The organism is Pseudomonas sp. FW305-28 (genome assembly GCF_017351395.1).
GTDB lineage: Bacteria > Pseudomonadota > Gammaproteobacteria > Pseudomonadales > Pseudomonadaceae > Aquipseudomonas > Aquipseudomonas fluorescens_AA.
Map to the genome: position 1 here is coordinate 1 of NZ_JACNDD010000070.1, position 15,831 is coordinate 15,831.

At 62.0% G+C, this 15,831-nt stretch carries 13 protein-coding genes and 1 pseudogene; 4 read left to right on the top strand and 10 right to left on the bottom strand.

Features of this window, described 5'->3' with window-relative positions; all coding sequences use genetic code 11:
* Positions 1 to 214, bottom strand: a pseudogene (locus J4E53_RS17210) (hypothetical protein); the annotation flags it as partial.
* Between the two features lie 523 nt (positions 215 to 737).
* Between J4E53_RS17210 and J4E53_RS17215 the strand changes: the two are divergent.
* The 3 genes from J4E53_RS17215 to J4E53_RS17225 all read left to right on the top strand — a co-directional run bounded on the left by J4E53_RS17215 (position 738) and on the right by J4E53_RS17225 (position 4,160).
* Entirely contained in the window at positions 738 to 1,121 is a 384-nt protein-coding gene (locus tag J4E53_RS17215; protein ID WP_060740034.1) for a hypothetical protein, read from the top strand.
* A 142-nt stretch (positions 1,122 to 1,263) separates the two neighbouring features.
* Positions 1,264 to 2,628 (top strand): delta-60 repeat domain-containing protein, encoded by a 1,365-nt coding sequence (locus J4E53_RS17220; protein ID WP_103309443.1) that lies wholly within the window; start codon positions 1,264 to 1,266, stop codon positions 2,626 to 2,628.
* Positions 2,629 to 2,852: 224 nt separating this feature from the next.
* Positions 2,853 to 4,160 carry a hypothetical protein gene (locus J4E53_RS17225; RefSeq protein ID WP_158249661.1) on the top strand — a complete coding sequence of 436 codons (1,308 nt, stop codon included), beginning with the start codon at positions 2,853 to 2,855 and terminating at the stop codon, positions 4,158 to 4,160.
* 68 nt (positions 4,161 to 4,228) lie between these two features.
* On the opposite strand, the gene J4E53_RS17230 is transcribed toward J4E53_RS17225, so the two are convergent.
* The 6 genes from J4E53_RS17230 to exbB form a co-directional block, all read right to left on the bottom strand.
* The gene (locus tag J4E53_RS17230) at positions 4,229 to 5,626 is read right to left on the bottom strand and encodes an aminoacyl-tRNA deacylase and HDOD domain-containing protein (protein WP_103309440.1); all 1,398 of its coding nucleotides are present in this window, start codon (positions 5,624 to 5,626) and stop codon (positions 4,229 to 4,231) included.
* A 79-nt stretch (positions 5,627 to 5,705) separates the two neighbouring features.
* Entirely contained in the window at positions 5,706 to 7,781 is a 2,076-nt protein-coding gene (gene recG, locus J4E53_RS17235) for an ATP-dependent DNA helicase RecG (protein ID WP_103309438.1), read from the bottom strand.
* Between the two features lie 9 nt (positions 7,782 to 7,790).
* On the bottom strand, positions 7,791 to 8,711 hold the full coding sequence (locus J4E53_RS17240; RefSeq protein ID WP_053126577.1) for a hydrogen peroxide-inducible genes activator: 921 nt from the start codon (positions 8,709 to 8,711) through the stop codon (positions 7,791 to 7,793).
* A 312-nt stretch (positions 8,712 to 9,023) separates the two neighbouring features.
* Positions 9,024 to 9,782 (bottom strand): energy transducer TonB, encoded by a 759-nt coding sequence (locus J4E53_RS17245; protein ID WP_103309437.1) that lies wholly within the window; start codon positions 9,780 to 9,782, stop codon positions 9,024 to 9,026.
* Positions 9,779 to 10,207, bottom strand: coding sequence for a TonB system transport protein ExbD (gene exbD / locus J4E53_RS17250; protein ID WP_060740040.1), 429 nt, complete (start codon positions 10,205 to 10,207; stop codon positions 9,779 to 9,781). The genes J4E53_RS17245 and exbD overlap by 4 nt, the downstream gene beginning before the upstream one ends.
* 6 nt (positions 10,208 to 10,213) lie before the next feature.
* The gene (gene exbB, locus J4E53_RS17255) at positions 10,214 to 11,185 is read right to left on the bottom strand and encodes a tonB-system energizer ExbB (RefSeq protein ID WP_060743107.1); all 972 of its coding nucleotides are present in this window, start codon (positions 11,183 to 11,185) and stop codon (positions 10,214 to 10,216) included.
* Between the two features lie 187 nt (positions 11,186 to 11,372).
* Between exbB and J4E53_RS17260 the strand changes: the two genes are divergently transcribed.
* Entirely contained in the window at positions 11,373 to 12,230 is an 858-nt protein-coding gene (locus J4E53_RS17260; RefSeq protein ID WP_060740041.1) for an SDR family oxidoreductase, read from the top strand.
* Between the two features lie 142 nt (positions 12,231 to 12,372).
* Here J4E53_RS17260 and argJ read toward each other — a convergent pair whose 3' ends face one another.
* Genes argJ through J4E53_RS17275 form a run of 3 tightly spaced genes read right to left on the bottom strand, consistent with a single transcriptional unit; the run spans position 12,373 to position 15,831 of the window.
* Positions 12,373 to 13,530, bottom strand: coding sequence for a bifunctional glutamate N-acetyltransferase/amino-acid acetyltransferase ArgJ (gene argJ, locus J4E53_RS17265; protein ID WP_060740042.1), 1,158 nt, complete (start codon positions 13,528 to 13,530; stop codon positions 12,373 to 12,375).
* Positions 13,527 to 14,984, bottom strand: a complete 1,458-nt coding sequence (locus tag J4E53_RS17270; protein WP_103309435.1) for a class I adenylate-forming enzyme family protein — start codon at positions 14,982 to 14,984, stop codon at positions 13,527 to 13,529. The genes argJ and J4E53_RS17270 overlap by 4 nt, the downstream gene beginning before the upstream one ends.
* Before the next feature lie 19 nt (positions 14,985 to 15,003).
* Positions 15,004 to 15,831 (bottom strand): GNAT family N-acetyltransferase, encoded by an 828-nt coding sequence (locus J4E53_RS17275; RefSeq protein ID WP_103309434.1) that lies wholly within the window; start codon positions 15,829 to 15,831, stop codon positions 15,004 to 15,006.

Consider the following 15,831-nt stretch of genomic DNA (forward strand, 5'->3'; position numbering starts at 1 on the left):
GGTATACGGAGGCGTTGGCGAGGAGGGTTTCGGTGTCGATGTGGGGACCGACGATGAAGAGCTGGCTTTTGTCGGTTTCGGGTGGGGCAGAGGGTTTGGGGTTGAGGTAGTAGTCGAGGGCGCGGGTGGCGGCGTCTTCGAGCTTTTTTTCTTCCTGCGCTTCGACGCGGGATTTGTGGCCGCTTTGTGGCGGATTTGGAGTGACCTTGAACATATCTATGTACCAGAGTTGGGGTCGACATCCTTTCGCTTGCATTCGAAGAGGTGGCAACTGTGCGTAGGTGTGCAAGACCGGCTGGTACCCCCGGCAGACCCGAAGGTCTCCCACGCACAATCGCCATAACGGACGCGAGCATAAAAAAATGCTCGGTCAATAGCCATGACCAATTGCGTACCAATCCGGACTTGCACGTCCGTGTCACCGTTTTTTGCGATGACAAACAAAGGTTAGCGGTGCCCCAGAGCCCTGCCTAGTTCACGAACAGCCCGGCGTTTTGAAGGAAATGTCCGAGGAGCAGGAGGGCAAAAAGATCAAAAGATCGCAGCCTTCGGCAGCTCCTACAGAAACCGATGTAGGAGCTGCCGAAGGCTGCGATCTTTTGATTTCAGGTTTTGTGACTTGGCAGTCATCTTTCGCGAAAACCGGCTTATCTTCCGACAAAGCGATCCGATGATGGCGTTGTGCCGAAGAATCGCTAAACTGCCAGCCATTGATCTTTTCTCACGAGGCTGTGCCCATGAAATTTCGTTTTCTGCTGTGGATGCTGGGGTTGTTGATGGGCAAGGCCAGCCGGACCAATCCGGCGTTCCAGCAGCAGTTGGGCGACAAGGAATTGGTGTTCCAGCTGCAAACCCTGGACGGCAAGGTCGCCCGGCATTTCACCGTGAAGAACCAGCGCATCACCAGCCAGTCCGGTACTTACCCGGAGCCTGCCTTCGCCATCGCCTTCAAGGACGCCGCCTATGGCTTCGCCACGATGCAGGCCAAGAACAAGCAGTTGGCGTTCATGACAGGGATCCAGGACAAGTCGATCCAGATCAAGGGCAACCCGGCGCTGGTGATCTGGTTCCAGGGGCTGACCAAGTATCTGAAGCCGAAGAAGGCCAAGCCGAAGGCTTGATCGGGTTTGGCCTGAAAGGCCATTGATTTGGCCGTCAAGGATCATGGTGACTGTCAGCTCTGACAGGTGTGCGGATCGGTGTTTGGGTGCTCCATTGTGATGAAACCCGCGTGGTTTCATACACCTTGATGGAGTGACGATCATGGCCCAGGCACCAAGCGCCGTTCAGGCTGGCACGCTCGACCCGACCTTTGCCGAAGAGGGGGTGCTGACACTGCCGACCCCCGATTTAACAGGCTATCGCACGCTAGCCATCCTGCCGCTGGCTGAAAACAAACTGCTGATCACCGTGCTTCTACCGGGAGACCCCGCCCCTATCAGACTGGCGAAAGTGAACGAGGATGGATCGCTCGATATGGCGTTTGGTGGCGCCGGGACGGGTTTGGTGGAGTTCTCCATCAAAAATACAGACTTGGAGGTCTACCAACTCAGCGGCCTGGACGATGGTGGATGGTTGGTGATCGGTCAATTTTCATCGTTCGAGCAGAGCGGCGCTTATGTCGTGCGATTCCTGGAGGATGGACAGCTGAATACGCTCTTTGGCGAGGACGGTGTGCGTTTGCTTCCGTATCGTAGTGAGCCAAGGGATGGAGGTAGGGAAGATGGGCCGGCGACTTTCAGTCGGCGGGACCGAGAACCCTCCGCAGGGGCTGCGCGATCTTCAGGCAATCAGGGCGTCTCTGCGGTTGTGCAGTCGGATGGGAAGATCGTTCTGCCCAGTTGGGTAGCGTTCGGCACGTCACCAGGGCAGTGGGCGGTGCTTCGTCTTAACCCGGATGGCTCTACTGACGACACGTTTAACGGGAGTGGATTCGTGGTTATCGAACTCCCCGGTATTCCCCGTACCCCTACCAGTATCAGAAGTGTTGTCCTTCAAGCGGATGGCCAGGTGCTGGTTTGCGGGGAGTATTCTTCCCAAGACACTCCGGATTCCAACGGTATCTATGTGATGCGTCTGGATGTAACGGGACGTCTCGATACCAGTTTCAATGGCGGCGTCGGCGTTGTGACCGTTGCCAATCCCACTTTCATGAATGCGAATGCGATGGCGCTGAGAGAACGCGACGACGCGATTGTTGTTGTCGGGGATGTTTGGCGCGACCAATACAGGCACGGGCTGATGTTCGTGTTGAGTCGCGATGGATTCTTCGATTTTGCATTCAATAGCGGGCAGCCGCTGTTCTCTAAGTGGGTGGGTCAGGGGCATGACTGGTATCGCTGCGCATGGCAGGCAGACGGTTCCATTCTTGTCGGGGGCAGTACCGGCAGAGGGGTTGTGGAAGAGGGCGTGTCAGCGCTCACCGCACGGTTCCGTTCCGATGGTTCGCCGGACCTGACTTTCAACGGCGTTGGTTTTGTGCTTTTTGACGAAGAAGGACAGTACGAGACGGTCGAGGATATGGCGCTAATGCCAGACGGACGGATCGTCGTTGGCGGTTTTGCGCGGCTACCCGGCCCGGTTTGGTCCCGTATCGTTGGAAGCTGGATCATTCGCTATCTGGCTTGAGTAACCATGGGATTGGGGGCGAGGGGGCACGCCCTGCCCTTGGCGCAAAGGCACCGTCATCTCCTGGCGCTTGAGCCATTCAGTGTCTGCAATGGCCGGTCAGCTCAGCACGTTGTCTGTACGGGCAATCAGAACTGTCATCTCTGACAGGTGTGTGATCGCGGGTTGAGGTGTCTACTCAACATCGTTGTTGGATTCCCCACGCACCGATGGAGCACAAAATCATGACTCATCCTGCAGGCAGTCTTAAAGCGGGCACCCTCGACCCATCCTTTGGGGAAGGGGGCGTGCTGCATCTTCCCATACCAGAAGTTTCCGCGGCCGGAGCACCCGGTATATTGGCACTTCCTAACGGCAAATTGCTTGCAGTCATGCCGTTACTGGGAGTGGGGGCTCCTATGGTGGTCTTGCGTTTGAACGAGCATGGAACACTCGACAGCACATTTGGCAATTCGGGAACGGGTTATATTGAATTGCCAGAGAGAGGGATGCACCCCAATTTACTGGGTATTAATTCATTGTCTGACGGCGGATCGATTATAGGTGGCCGATTTGGTAACGACGATGATTTCGGCACCATTATCATAAAGTTGCGTGAGAATGGCGAGTTCAATAGCGAGTTTGGAAATAATGGTGTCGTCCGTCTGCCTATTTGGGGGCGCAAGCAACAGAGCGAGCAGGGTTCAGAAGGTGAAAGTGATTCAGGCAAGGCGGAGGGGAACTGGAGATATTCTGCGATTGAGGACGCAAACGGCAAGATTGTATTGGTAGATCAAACTTATCTTACGCAAGGTATCAGAGCCATTGCTATTCGTTTGAACGTAGATGGTTCGTTGGATGACACTTTCGACAGACGCACTTCAATTGTTGAACTCCCTGGCGTCGAGTACAGATGGACTACTGCTTCAGGTGTCACCGTTCAGTCGGATACAAAAGTGCTGGTCTGCGGTCATTATGGTGATGAAATACAGTATGGGCTTTATGTTGTACGTTTCGACAGTGAGGGGCGGGTGGATCCAGATTTCAATAACAACCGTCCCATCGTAATTCCCCTCGCCAATACGGCAAGATTTTTTTCAATAGCGATAGGCAGAAGTGCGGGTTTTGAGAAAATCCTTGTTGTCGGTGAATCTGTAGAGAGTGACGGCACAAAAGGAGTGCTTGTTGTTTTGAATGAGCAAGGATCCTACGATTCCGCTTTTAATAATGGAGCTCCCTTGTTTGCCACGTTGTATGCCAGGAATCTTACTTGGACAAAATGCGATTGGCGACCTGATGGCGCGATAGTTGTTACAGGCGCCGTGGGGCATCTCGATACTTCTCGTAATGGAGTGCTGACAGCGCGATACCGTCCTGATGGCTCTTTAGACCCGCAATTCAACGATGGCGTAGGCTATGTTGTTTATGAGGGGATCGATGGGGCGAACGTACCGGAAGATATGGTTGTCATGGCGGATGAACGGATCGTGATCAGTGGCTTTCGAGTTTTCGGTAGTTCCAGACAAGACTGGATTCTACGTTACTTGGGCTAAACCGCCTGCGGTATCCGTTGCGAGCGAAGCCGCTCTCACTGGGTGGCAAAACCCAATGAGAGCGGTGCTCAGCTGTGAAACTGCGAAGCCAGTTCCCGCAGCAGCACTTCTGCTTCAAGCACTTTGCTGACCACGTCGTTGGCCTTTTCCCGGGTCAGGCCCACGCGTTCGAGCAGGGCATCCGGGATGTCTTCGTCCGGGCCGGAGCCGATGCTGCGGGCGCGCAGCAGGCGCACGGCCAGGCACACCAGGTTCGGGTAGGCGGCGTATTCACCGTCGTAGTTGGGGTCGTGCTGGAAGCGCAGGGCGGTAGCCAGTTCGTCGGGCATGTCCCAGTAGCGCATCAGCCATGAGCCGATCTGTTCGCGACTGATGCCCAGCAGGTGCTGTTCCACGTAGCTGTGGCACAGGTGCGGGTTGACCTCCAGGTGTCGGCAGATCAGCGAGAAGTGCGGCGGGAACACGTGGGCCAGCAGCAGGTAGCCGAAGTTGTGCAGCAGGCCGGACAGGTAGGTCAGGCCACCCTCGGGACGTTGCGCGCGCGGCATGGCGCGGGTCAGGCCTTCGATGACGGCGGCGGTGTAGATCGACTGGTGCCAGTACGGCGTGGTGTGTTGCGGGTGGTCCTTGGGCAGGCTCAGGGTCTTGCCCAGGGCTAGGCCCAGTGCCAGGTTGATCACCAGGTCGAAGCCCAGTACCCGGACGATGGCGTCTTCCACTGAACGAATCTTGCCCGGCGACGCGTAGTAGGGTGAGGCGGCCCAGCTCACCACTTGCGCGGCCAGGGCCGGGTCGGTTTCCACCACGCCGGTAATGTCGTCGATGGTGGCGTCAGGGTCGACCCGCAGCTTGATGATTTTTTGCGCGGTTTCAGCCAGCGGCGGGATCTCGATGGTTTCTTCCAGCCGTTGCTGGATACGCCGGGCGGTGAACGCCTGCACAGCCTGGGTGATTTCCGCGCGGTCGTCGTGGGGGCGGTCCAGGTTGGGGGTGATGTTGCTCACGGCTTCGCCGAACGTCGCGGCGCTGGCCTTGGTGAGCATGGTCTTGAACGCTTCGCTGGTCACTTCCAGCAGCAGCCCCGGCTCGCCGGAGTTGATCAGCAGCTTCGGTTCGCGCAGCAGGCTTTCTTCGTACAGGCACGGTGAGCTGGTCAGCGCCGGCAGTCCGGGCAGCAGGCTCAGGCTGTGTTTGCCAAGCATGCGCTCCAGGCGTTCGGTCGGCACCGCCGTGAGCTTGCGGCCGGTGAGTTCGGCCAGGCGATTGAGGTCCAGCAGCTGGCTTTGCGGAAACAGCACCATGAGCGCGCCAACGGCATCGTGCAACAACACCGCCTGCACTTTGCGGGCGGGGTTCAGGCCGGGTCGTTCGAGTACTTCGTCATAGCCGATGCCCAATTTCTCGAGCAACAGCCGAATAACAGACGGAGCGTGCGGGGCTTCGGGGACGAGGGCAGCTTCTGTCATGGTCTGTATCCGTTTTCCTACAAGTTGGTCAGTATAACCAGCTTGTCCTGCACGCGGGGCTTGAAAACTGAGCGCGTGCTCACACTTGGCCGTATTGCTGCCCATGACGCAGCCAGCGATCCAGCAGCGGGCTGACGTGGTCGGGCCAGCGTTCCAGCAGGGCCTGGGCGGCATCGCGTACGGCGGGGAGCAGATCGGCGTCGCGCATCAGGTCGGCTACCTTGAATTGAAGCAGACCTGTCTGGCGTGTGCCGAGCATTTCACCGGGGCCGCGCAATTCGAGGTCTTTTTCGGCGATGACGAAACCGTCGTTGGTTTCGCGCATGATCCCCAGCCGCTGGCGGCCGATCTGCGACAGCGGCGGGTGATAGAGCAAGACGCAATGGCTGGCGGCGCTGCCCCGGCCCACTCGGCCGCGCAGCTGGTGCAACTGCGCCAGGCCCAGGCGCTCGGGGTTTTCGATGATCATCAGGCTGGCATTGGGCACGTCGACGCCCACCTCAATCACCGTGGTGGCGACCAGCAGTTGCAGGGCGCCGGCCTTGAATTCAGCCATGACCGCGGCTTTCTCGGCGGGCTTCATACGACCGTGGATCAATCCGACCTTCAACTCGCCGAGGGCGGCGGTGAGGTCCTCGAAGGTGGTTTCGGCCGCCTGGCAGGTCAGTTCTTCCGACTCTTCGATCAGCGTACACACCCAATAGGCCTGCCGGCCCTCGGCACAGGCGCTGCGCACGCGTTCGATCACTTCCACCCGTCGGGTATCGGTGACCAACACGGTATTGACCGGCGTACGGCCGGGAGGCAGTTCGTCGAGGATCGAGGTATCGAGGTCGGCGTAGGCGCTCATCGCCAGGGTCCGTGGGATCGGCGTGGCGGTCATGATCAGTTGATGAGGGCACATCCGCCCGCCCACGCCTTTCTGCCGCAGGGCCAGGCGCTGTTGCACGCCGAAGCGGTGCTGTTCGTCGATGATCACCAGGGCCAGGTTCTTGAACTGCACTTCGTCCTGGAACAGCGCATGGGTGCCGACCACCATCGGTGCGCCCTCGGCGATCTGCGCCAGGGCGGCGGCGCGGTTCTTGCCCTTGAGCTTGCCGGCCAGCCAGGCGACTTCGATGCCCAGCGGTTCGAGCCAGCGCTGGAAGGTGATGAAGTGTTGTTCGGCGAGGATCTCGGTGGGCGCCATCAGCGCCACCTGATAACCCGCCTCCAAGGCCTGCAGCGCGGCGAGGGCGGCGACCACGGTCTTGCCGGCGCCGACATCGCCCTGGATCAGCCGCAGCATTGGCTCGGGCTGGCTCAGGTCGTAGGCGATTTCGTTGCCGACTCGTTGCTGGGCGCCTGTGGGGGTGAAGCCGAGGTTGGCCAGGTAGCGGGTCGGCAGGTCCCTGGCCTTGGGCATGGCCGGGGCGCGCAGGGAGCGCAGGCTTTCGCGCAGGCGTTGCTGGGACAGTTGATGGGTCAGCAGCTCTTCGAACGCCAGACGATGCTGGGCCCAGTGATGGCCCAGGGCGAGTTCGTCCACGTCGGCGTCGGCGGGCGGATGATGCAGGTAGCGGATCGCGTCGGCCAGCGGCGCCAAGTGGTAATCCCGGGCCAGTTCCGTGGGTAGCCAGTCGGGCAGGCTGCTGGGGCCGAGCAACGTCAGGGTTTGCTGGCAGAGCTGGCGCAGGCGTTGCTGGGTCAGGCCTTCGGTGAGCGGATAGACCGGGGTCAGGGTTTCATCCACGGGCGGCGGTTCGTCGCCGGTAATGCTGCGGTATTCCGGGTGGTAGATTTCCAGCCCCGACGCCCCGGGCCGCGCCTCACCGTAGCAGCGCACGCGGGTGCCACGCTTGAGGCCTTCCTTTTGCGCATTGCTGAAGTGATAGAAGCGCAGGCTGAGCCCGCCGGTGCCGTCCTGCAGGCGCACCACCAGGCTGCGGCGGCGGCCCATGACCACATCGGCGCCGCTGACGGTGCCTTCGATCACCGCATCCTGTCCCGGGCGCAGATGGCCGATGGGCACCACGCGGGTGCGGTCCTGATAGCGCAACGGCAGGTGGAACAGCAGGTCCTGGAGGTTTTCCAGGCCGACCTTGGCCAGTTTCTCGGCCATGGCTTCACCGACACCCTTGAGTGTCGTGACCGGCACCTTCGACAGCTCAGTCATGACCGCGGCTTACTTGCCAGCGGGCGGCTTGGCCACGGAGCACAGGCGGATCGAGTCGGCGAGGATTTCGATGGCCTTGGGCCGCGGGAAACTGGCGCGCCAGGCGATGGCGACGGTACGGAACGGCACGGGCGGCGTCAGCGGGCGGACTTCGATCACCCCGGGGGAGTAATGATGGCTGTCCACTGCCGACAGCGGCAGGATCGAGATGCCCAGGCCGGATGCGACCATGTGGCGAATGGTTTCCAGGGAGCTGGATTCCACCGTGGTGTGCTTGGCCCCTTCGCTGCCCTTGGTCAGGGTCGGGCAGGCTTCGAGCACCTGGTCGCGGAAGCAATGGCCTTCGCCGAGCAGCAGCAGGCTCTTGTCGTTGAGCAGGGCCGCGTCGATGGTTTTTTTCTGGGTCCAGGGGTGCTCTGCCGGCATCAGGACGTAGAAGGGTTCGTCGTAGAGCGGCAGGGTCAGGACGTCGGCTTCGTTGAACGGCAGGGCGATGATGATCGCGTCCAGCTCGCCGTTGCGCAGCTTGTCGCGCAGCACGTGGGTGAAGTTTTCTTCGATGTACAACGGCATCTGCGGGGCGACCCGGTGCAGTTGTGGAATCAGGTGGGGGAACAGGTATGGGCCGACGGTGTAGATCGCGCCGACTTTCAGCGGGGCGGTCAGTTGGTTCTTGCCGGCCTGGGCCAGTTCGCGAATGCCTTGGGCCTGCTCCAGGACTTTTTGTGCCTGGGCGACGATGCCTTCACCCACCGGGGTCAGGCGCACGGCGCTTTTGCTGCGCTCGAAAATCAGTACACCGAGTTCGTCTTCAAGTTTTTTCACGCCCACCGATAGCGTCGGCTGGCTGACGTGGCAACGCTCGGCTGCATGGCCGAAATGCTGCTCTTGGGCGAGGGTCACGATGTAGCGTAATTCTGTGAGGGTCATGGCGAGCGTCCGTGAAGTTGCGAGCCAAGCATACCGGCTGCAATCGATAGACGCACGTTATCAGACTGGGGGCGCGGTGTGACACTGTCGAATGTCTGTGTGGCGAGGTGATTTATTCAAGAATGTGGAATTGTCTGTGGGAGCAAGGCTTGCCCGCGATGAAGTTAACGCGGTGTTCACTGGAACCGAGGTGCCTGTATCGCGAGCAAGCTTTGCTCCCGCAGATGCCCTGGTTCCCACATTGCCTTTGCTCCAAAAGGCCTCTTCACCAGAAATAAAAAGCCCCTGTTACAGGGGCTTGAAAGTTTGCGATCAGCGCCGACGCTTGTCGATGGAGTACACAAACGGTGCCGTCAGTTCGATGGTGCCGTTGGTCAGCAACTCCGCCGGTGGCTTGGGCAGCGGTTGGGCGCGGCGGATCATTTCCAGGGTGGCCCGGTCCAGCAACTCCGTGCCGGAACTGCCCACCAATTCGAATGACAGCACGTTGCCGTCGGCATCCACCACGAAACGCAAGCGGTTGGTGCCTTCCTTGTTCATTTGCTGCGCCCTGGGCGGGTACTTCTTGTACTTGCCCAAGTGCGCCAGCAGCGTGCCCTGCCAATTGGCCTTGGCGGCCGTCTGCGCAGGTGACGGGCCGGGCGCCGGTTGCGCGGACTTCTCGGTCGGTGCCTGGGTCGGCTGAGTGTCGCTCGGTTTCTGCTCCGACGGCTGTTCCTTCGGCGGCTCCGGCTTTTTCTCGACCACGGGCTTGGGTTTGGGCGGTTGAGGCTTGGGCTTGGGCTTGACCGGCTTGGGCACGGCGATTTCCGGCGTCGGCGCTTCGGCAAGCTTGGGCAGCGGCAGCTCTTCGACCGGCTCGGGCGGTTGCGGCGGTGTGACGACTTTCGGCGGTGCCGGTGGCGGCGGGGCTGGCACTGGCGCCAGTTCGACCATCATCGCCTGGGGTGGCAATTCGATGGGCGCGCGCGAGGTCCAGTTCAGCGCCAGGGCGATGGCGAGCGCATGCACGCCCAATACCACCACCAGGCTACCGCTGTAACGCGTCAGCTTTTGGCGCGTCGTGATCATTTCTTGGGCGCCGTCTCGAGTCCGACCAGGCCGACCTTCAGGTAGCCGGCGCTTCGCAGCGCATCCATCACGCTCATCAGGTCGCCGTAGTCCACGCCTTTATCGGCCTGGAAGAAGATCGTCGTGTCTTTCTTGCCCTGGGTCTTGGCGTCGAGGGTCGCACCGAGGGTGTCGGCCTTGACCTCGTCTTCACCCAGGAACAGGCGTTGGTCGGCCTTGACGCTGAGGAATACCGGTTTTTCCGGGCGCGGCGAAGGCTTTGCCGTCGACGCCGGCAGGTCGACCTTGATGTCCACGGTGGCCAGCGGGGCGGCCACCATGAAGATGATCAACAGCACCAGCATCACGTCGATGAACGGCGTGACGTTGATTTCGTGGTTCTCGGCCAGATCGTCGTCTGCGCCTTCTTTCAAATGCAGGCCCATGGCCGATTACCCCACTTTCACCATGTGCGGTTGCGAGCTGCGCTCGGACGGCAGGTGATCGAGGTCACGGCTGACCAGCAGCAGGACTTGCGCCGAAGCGTCGGAGACCTGGGCCTTGTAGCCGGCAATGGAGCGGGCGAAGACGTTGTAGATCACCACGGCTGGAATGGCCGCGACCAGGCCCAGTGCCGTTGCCAGCAGGGCTTCGGCGATGCCTGGGGCGACGACGGCGAGGTTGGTGGTCTGGGTCTTGGCGATGCCGATGAAGCTGTTCATGATGCCCCACACGGTGCCGAACAGGCCGACGAAGGGGGCGGTGGAGCCGATGGTGGCGAGCACACCGGTGCCGCTGCTCATGTTGCGACCGCAGGCGGCAACCAGGCGCTCCAGGCGGAAACTCACGCGTTCCTTGATGCCTTCTTTCTCGCGGCTGTTGGCCGACAGGCGCATCTCTTCGAGTGCGTCATGCACCAGCAGGTTGGCGAGGGTGCCTTCCTTCGCGGCGGTGGCGCTGGCGTCCTTGAGGGTGGCGGCTTTTTTCAGGGCGGCGATTTCACCGCGCAAGCGACGCTTGGCACCCAACAGCTCGAAGCCTTTGGCAATCCAGATGGTCCAGGTGATGATCGACGCGATGGCCAGGCCGATCATCACGATTTTCACGATGATGTCGGCGTTCTTGTACATGCCCCATGGCGACAGGTCGTGGGCCATGCCCAGCGAGTTGTCGGCTTCGAGTGCTTCAGGTGCCTGGGCCTCGACGGCTTGGGCCGGATCGGTGGCGACCGGCGTCGCAACGGGAGCGGCCGGGTCTGCCGGTGCCTGGGCGGCGGCCGGGGTTGTGGCTGGGGCCGTGGCGGGCGTCTGTGCATCAGCGAGCGCGGCGACAGGTGCCAGCAGCAGGCTGAACAGCAGGGCGGCTACCGTGCTCCAGGCACGAGGTCGGTTGGTTGGCGAAGCGGGGGATAGAGAGCGTTTCATGCTGGCCGGACCTGAGAAAAAAAGAAGGTTGATGTTCTTCCAGGCCTCGTGGGCCGAGAACAAAAGTGGCGGGCATTATTGCAAGTAATTCTTGTTAACAAAAGTAATACAGTTACTTTTTTTGTCCCATGGCTAGCCGCTCGTCCCCCTCGGAGGCTAGTCTGCGGCTTTGCCAGAGGAGTTCTTGATGTCCGCGCCTTCTGTTTTGATCGCCGGCTGCGGTGATATCGGCGGCCGCCTGGCTCGCCAGTTATTGGCCGAACATTGGCAGGTCCATGGCCTGCGGCGTACGGTTTCGAGCCTGCCGGCCGGCGTCATCGGGGTGGCGGGGGATTTGTTCGGCGAGCAATGCCCGGCCGACTGGCCCACCGGCTCGCTGGATTACCTGGTGTACAGCGCCGCGGCCACCGACCATGACGAAGCGGGCTATCGCACGGCGTATGTCGAAGGCTTGCAGCATGTGTTGGGCTGGCTGAAGCAGCATGGGCAGCGGCCCAAGCGCCTGCTGTTTGTGTCCAGCAGCAGTGTGTATGGGCAGCAGCAGGGCGAATGGGTGGATGAAACCTCGCCCACCGTGGCCGGAGGGTATTCCGGCCGGCTGATGCTCGAAGCCGAGCAAGTGGCCCTGGACAGTGGCATCCCCGCCAGCCGCGTGCGCCTGACCGGCATCTATGGGCCGGGCCGCGAATGGCTGCTGAACCAGGTGCGCCAGGGCTACAGCGTGGTGGAAGATCCGCCCCTGTACGCCAACCGCATCCACGCCGACGACGCGGCGGGCCTGCTGGCCTTTCTGCTGGAAGCCGATCGCCAGGGCAAGCCCCTGGAAGACTGCTACATCGGTGTCGACGACACGCCCGCCGCGCTGGCCGACGTGGTGGGCTGGCTGCGCAACTACATGGGTGTCACCCAATGGGCCGAAAACGCCAGCGTCCGCCGCGCCGGTAGCAAACGCTGCAGCAACGCCCGGGCCAAGGCCCTGGGCTGGTCGCCGCGGTATCCGAGTTTTCGCGAGGGGTATGCGGCGATTCTGGAAGGGCGCTGCTGACACGGCATCAACGATGCCCTCGGGGCCTAGGCTCGCTCGTTGGCCGTGAGCCGCTATTGCTGTGGCCCGCACAGGATCCGTGGTGCCCATTGAATGCACGGGCACCACGGTTCCACCCTCGAACTCCAGCCCACGCCGGTACTCAGGTCGTGTAGTCGGCGTTGATGCGGATGTAACCCTCCGAAAGATCGCACCCATAGACGGTGAACTGCCCTTGGGCGATGTTCAGGTCTACCGAGATCAGCACTTCCTTGCCCTGCAGGTAACCCTTGACCGCCAGTAGCCCGGCCTCGTCCAACTGCTGTGGATACGCCTCGGTCTCACCAAAAACGATGCGTACCTTGTCCGGGTCGATGTCCTGCTCTGCCTCGCACTTGCCGATTGCCATGGCTACGCGCCCCCAGTTCGGGTCTGCGCCATGGACAGCGGTCTTGACCAGCGGCGAGTTGACGATGGCCTTGGCCACACGCTTGGCCTGCGCATCATCACGCGCCCCCGTGACGTGCACCTCCAGTGCCTTGCTCGCGCCTTCGCCGTCCGAGGCGATCATGCGCACCAGCCCAAGGGCGATGTCATAAAGCGCTTGCTCGAATTCGACCATGTCCACTTCGCCCGCCAGTCCGTTGGCGAGGATCGCCGCCGAGTCGCTGGTGGAGGTATCGGTATCGATGCTCAAGGCATTGAAGGTCTTGTCGATCACCCGCCGAAACAGCGCATCCAGCACATCGGGGGCGATGCGGGCATCGGTAAAGAAGAACGTCAGCAGGGTCGCCATGTTCGGCTCGATCATCCCCACGCCCTTGGCGATGCCAACCAGGCTTGCGCTGCCGACCTGGCGTGCTGCGTACTTGGTGTGGGTGTCGGTGGTCATGATCGCCGCCGCGCAGCGTTGGAAGTCGGCGGGTTGCAGGGGCGGTACGTTGCCCAGGAAGGTGCGGATCTTCTCCATCGGATACTGGCGACCGATCACGCCGGTCGAGGCGATTACCAGCGCCTGCGGGTCGACGTCCACGGCCCGGGCCAGCCCCGCGCGAACTTCCTGGGCATTGGCCAGGCCCTCTGGGCCCGTGGCGACGTTGGCGTTGCGCGCGATCACCACCACGCCTTGTGCGGTATCGCGCTGGGCGACCTCGCGGGACAGCGTCACACTCGGGCCGGCGAAGCGCGACTGAGTGAACACGGCACTGATGCTGGCCGGCACGTCGGAGATGACGGCCATGAAGTCGTCGCGGCTGTCCTTGATGCCCAGGTTGGCGATGATGCTACGAAAGCCTTTTGGCTGAATGTGCGTGGCGCTCATGTCAGGTCCTTCAGATGAATGATTGATTCCATGCCTGTGTGCCTTGTGCCGAGCAGCATGCGCAAGCGCATGCGGTCCGGCTTGCCGGTCGGTGTCAACGGTATCCTTTCGATTGCCGCGATGCCAGCGGCAACACCCAGTCGCTCCAGTAGCATGACCAGCGTCGACCGCTTTTGAGCAGCGATGACGGGGCTGGCTTGCAGCACCACGTGGGCGCGACGGCGATCCTGTTCGTCGACAAGCACGACCACCCGTTCGAGTACCAGCGACTGTGCAAGACGTCCTTCCAGGGCGGGCGTGAATTGTGTCCCCTGTGCGGTCAGCAGGGCGTCGTTCGTGCGTCCCAAGGGCATCAGGCTGCCATCGTCCAGTCTTCGTGCGACATCCCCGGTGGGATAGGCGTCGTCCTCGACCGGGTTGGCCGGGAGGGGGAAGTAACCGGAGCCGCGATGCGCGGAGCGAGCGACGATTTCGCCGACCTCCGGCTGCGCGGGGTCGAGCACCGCCAGCGTCACCTCGACATCCCCCACCGCACGCATGCCGCAGTTGACCTGCAGGCCGGGGGCGAAATTGGCCAGGATCATGCCGAACTCGGTGGAACCATAGATTCGCTTGATGTGTATGCCCAGATCGCGCTCGGCTTCGAGCACCACCTGATCGTCCAGGTAGGCGCCGCCGCAGAACGGCCGGGTCAGCGCCGGCAACCGGGTGCCGAGCCGTTGCGCGGCTTGCGCCAGCGCCAGGTATTGCGAGGGCAACGCGCTCATCACGCTGATGCGCTGCTCGTCGAGGGTGCGCAGGGTGTCCTCGATTCGGGACGCTTCGCCCAGGTAAAGCGTGGCGCCCGTCAGCAAGGCAGGGAACACATGGAGGTCGACGGCATGGCCGCCATCGAGGGTGTGGATGTTCAGGTAGCGCGCGCTGTCATCGAGGCCGGCGCACTCGACCCAGTGCAGGATCTCCCGAAACAGGCGGTCCTGGCGCCATAGGGCAAGTTTCGGCGTACCCGTGCTGCCGGAGGTCTCCTGCATGCGCATCAGCCCGGTTCGCTCCTGCCAGGCGGGAGCTTCCTGGTTGACGGGGATCGAGGAGTGCAGGGCGAAGCCGGGTACATCGATGCCGTCGGGTACGATGCCCCGTTCATTGACCAGCACGGTGGCACCGACCTGGGTCAGGCGCATCGCCCGGTGCTCGGCACTGCTGGCCAGATTGATCGGGCAATGGACCAGGCCCAGGCTGGCCATGGCGAACAAGAGCGCCACATAGCCGGTGCTGTTGCCAAGTTGGGTCGCCACCACATCGCCTTCTCGCAGGCCCGCCGCCTGCAAGCGGGCGCGCAACAGGTCGATGGCTTGCAGCAGGTCGCCGTAGGTGCTGGACGTGCCGTGGCTGTCGATGACGGCCGGATGGTCTCGATGATGCGCAACCATGCTGAGGAACTGGCGCTGGAACATTCGTTGGATTCCTTGGTGATCAGCCGAAATACAGCTTCAAATGTTCGCCCACTGTGCGAAAGCCGATCTCACCCAGGCGATGACGCAACGGGCCGCCGCTGCAGGTAAACGTCAGCGGCTTGCGCTGGCGGCGGTGGATGCCGGCACAGACGTCACTCAGCAGCCTGTCCGAAACGCCACGCAGCCGGTGACGGGCCTCGACGAAGATGAAGCCCAGTTGCTCGTGCTGTTCGTCCCGGCTGGTCAGGGCCGTGCAGCCGCCGAGCTGGCCGTCCACCTCGATCACATGCAGCGCCTGGCGCTGGGTGAGCTGGCGGACGGTATGCGTGGCCTGTTCGCGACTGGACACGAGCTTTACGCCGGAGTCTTTCTCCATCTGGATCCGGTAGCCAACCAGGGTGGCTTCATCCTCAGGCCCGGCCAGGCGGGTGCTGAGTGCCGGTATCGATTCGACCGGGAAGGGGGCGAACTGTTTGAGCAGCACTTCGTCGCGCCGCCCGATCAGCGGCAGCCAGGCGGCCGGCCAGTGTTCCAGCAAGCGCTCCAGGACGGCCTTGGGACCGATTGCCATCTGCGGGCTGACATGCCCTGCGGCAACGTGTGCCAGCAACGCTGCGTCCGGCTCGCCGGCAACGAGGATGACCGGCACGGCGAACGGCGGCAGGCTGGGCAACAGGGCGACGGCACCGAGCAGGTGGTCGTCCTCCTGACGCACATAGACCTGCAGGCCCTCGGCGCGATTGCTCAGTGCGCCGGCGAGGAACAACTGGGCGTCGGCATCGTTCGACTGGCCGATGAAAGCCAGCAACTGGGGGTATTGATCCGGCGCGAGGGGGTGGATGTTCAA

Bases quoted from the DNA above. Each gene is read 5' to 3' on its own strand.
- J4E53_RS17215 (WP_060740034.1), top strand. From the start codon at position 738: ATGAAATTTCGTTTTCTGCTGTGGATGCTGGGGTTGTTGATGGGCAAG.
- J4E53_RS17220 (WP_103309443.1), top strand. From the start codon at position 1,264: ATGGCCCAGGCACCAAGCGCCGTTCAGGCTGGCACGCTCGACCCGACC.
- J4E53_RS17225 (WP_158249661.1), top strand. From the start codon at position 2,853: ATGACTCATCCTGCAGGCAGTCTTAAAGCGGGCACCCTCGACCCATCC.
- J4E53_RS17230 (WP_103309440.1), bottom strand. From the start codon at position 5,626: ATGACAGAAGCTGCCCTCGTCCCCGAAGCCCCGCACGCTCCGTCTGTT.
- recG (WP_103309438.1), bottom strand. From the start codon at position 7,781: ATGACTGAGCTGTCGAAGGTGCCGGTCACGACACTCAAGGGTGTCGGT.
- J4E53_RS17240 (WP_053126577.1), bottom strand. From the start codon at position 8,711: ATGACCCTCACAGAATTACGCTACATCGTGACCCTCGCCCAAGAGCAG.
- J4E53_RS17245 (WP_103309437.1), bottom strand. From the start codon at position 9,782: ATGATCACGACGCGCCAAAAGCTGACGCGTTACAGCGGTAGCCTGGTG.
- exbD (WP_060740040.1), bottom strand. From the start codon at position 10,207: ATGGGCCTGCATTTGAAAGAAGGCGCAGACGACGATCTGGCCGAGAAC.
- exbB (WP_060743107.1), bottom strand. From the start codon at position 11,185: ATGAAACGCTCTCTATCCCCCGCTTCGCCAACCAACCGACCTCGTGCC.
- J4E53_RS17260 (WP_060740041.1), top strand. From the start codon at position 11,373: ATGTCCGCGCCTTCTGTTTTGATCGCCGGCTGCGGTGATATCGGCGGC.
- argJ (WP_060740042.1), bottom strand. From the start codon at position 13,530: ATGAGCGCCACGCACATTCAGCCAAAAGGCTTTCGTAGCATCATCGCC.
- J4E53_RS17270 (WP_103309435.1), bottom strand. From the start codon at position 14,984: ATGTTCCAGCGCCAGTTCCTCAGCATGGTTGCGCATCATCGAGACCAT.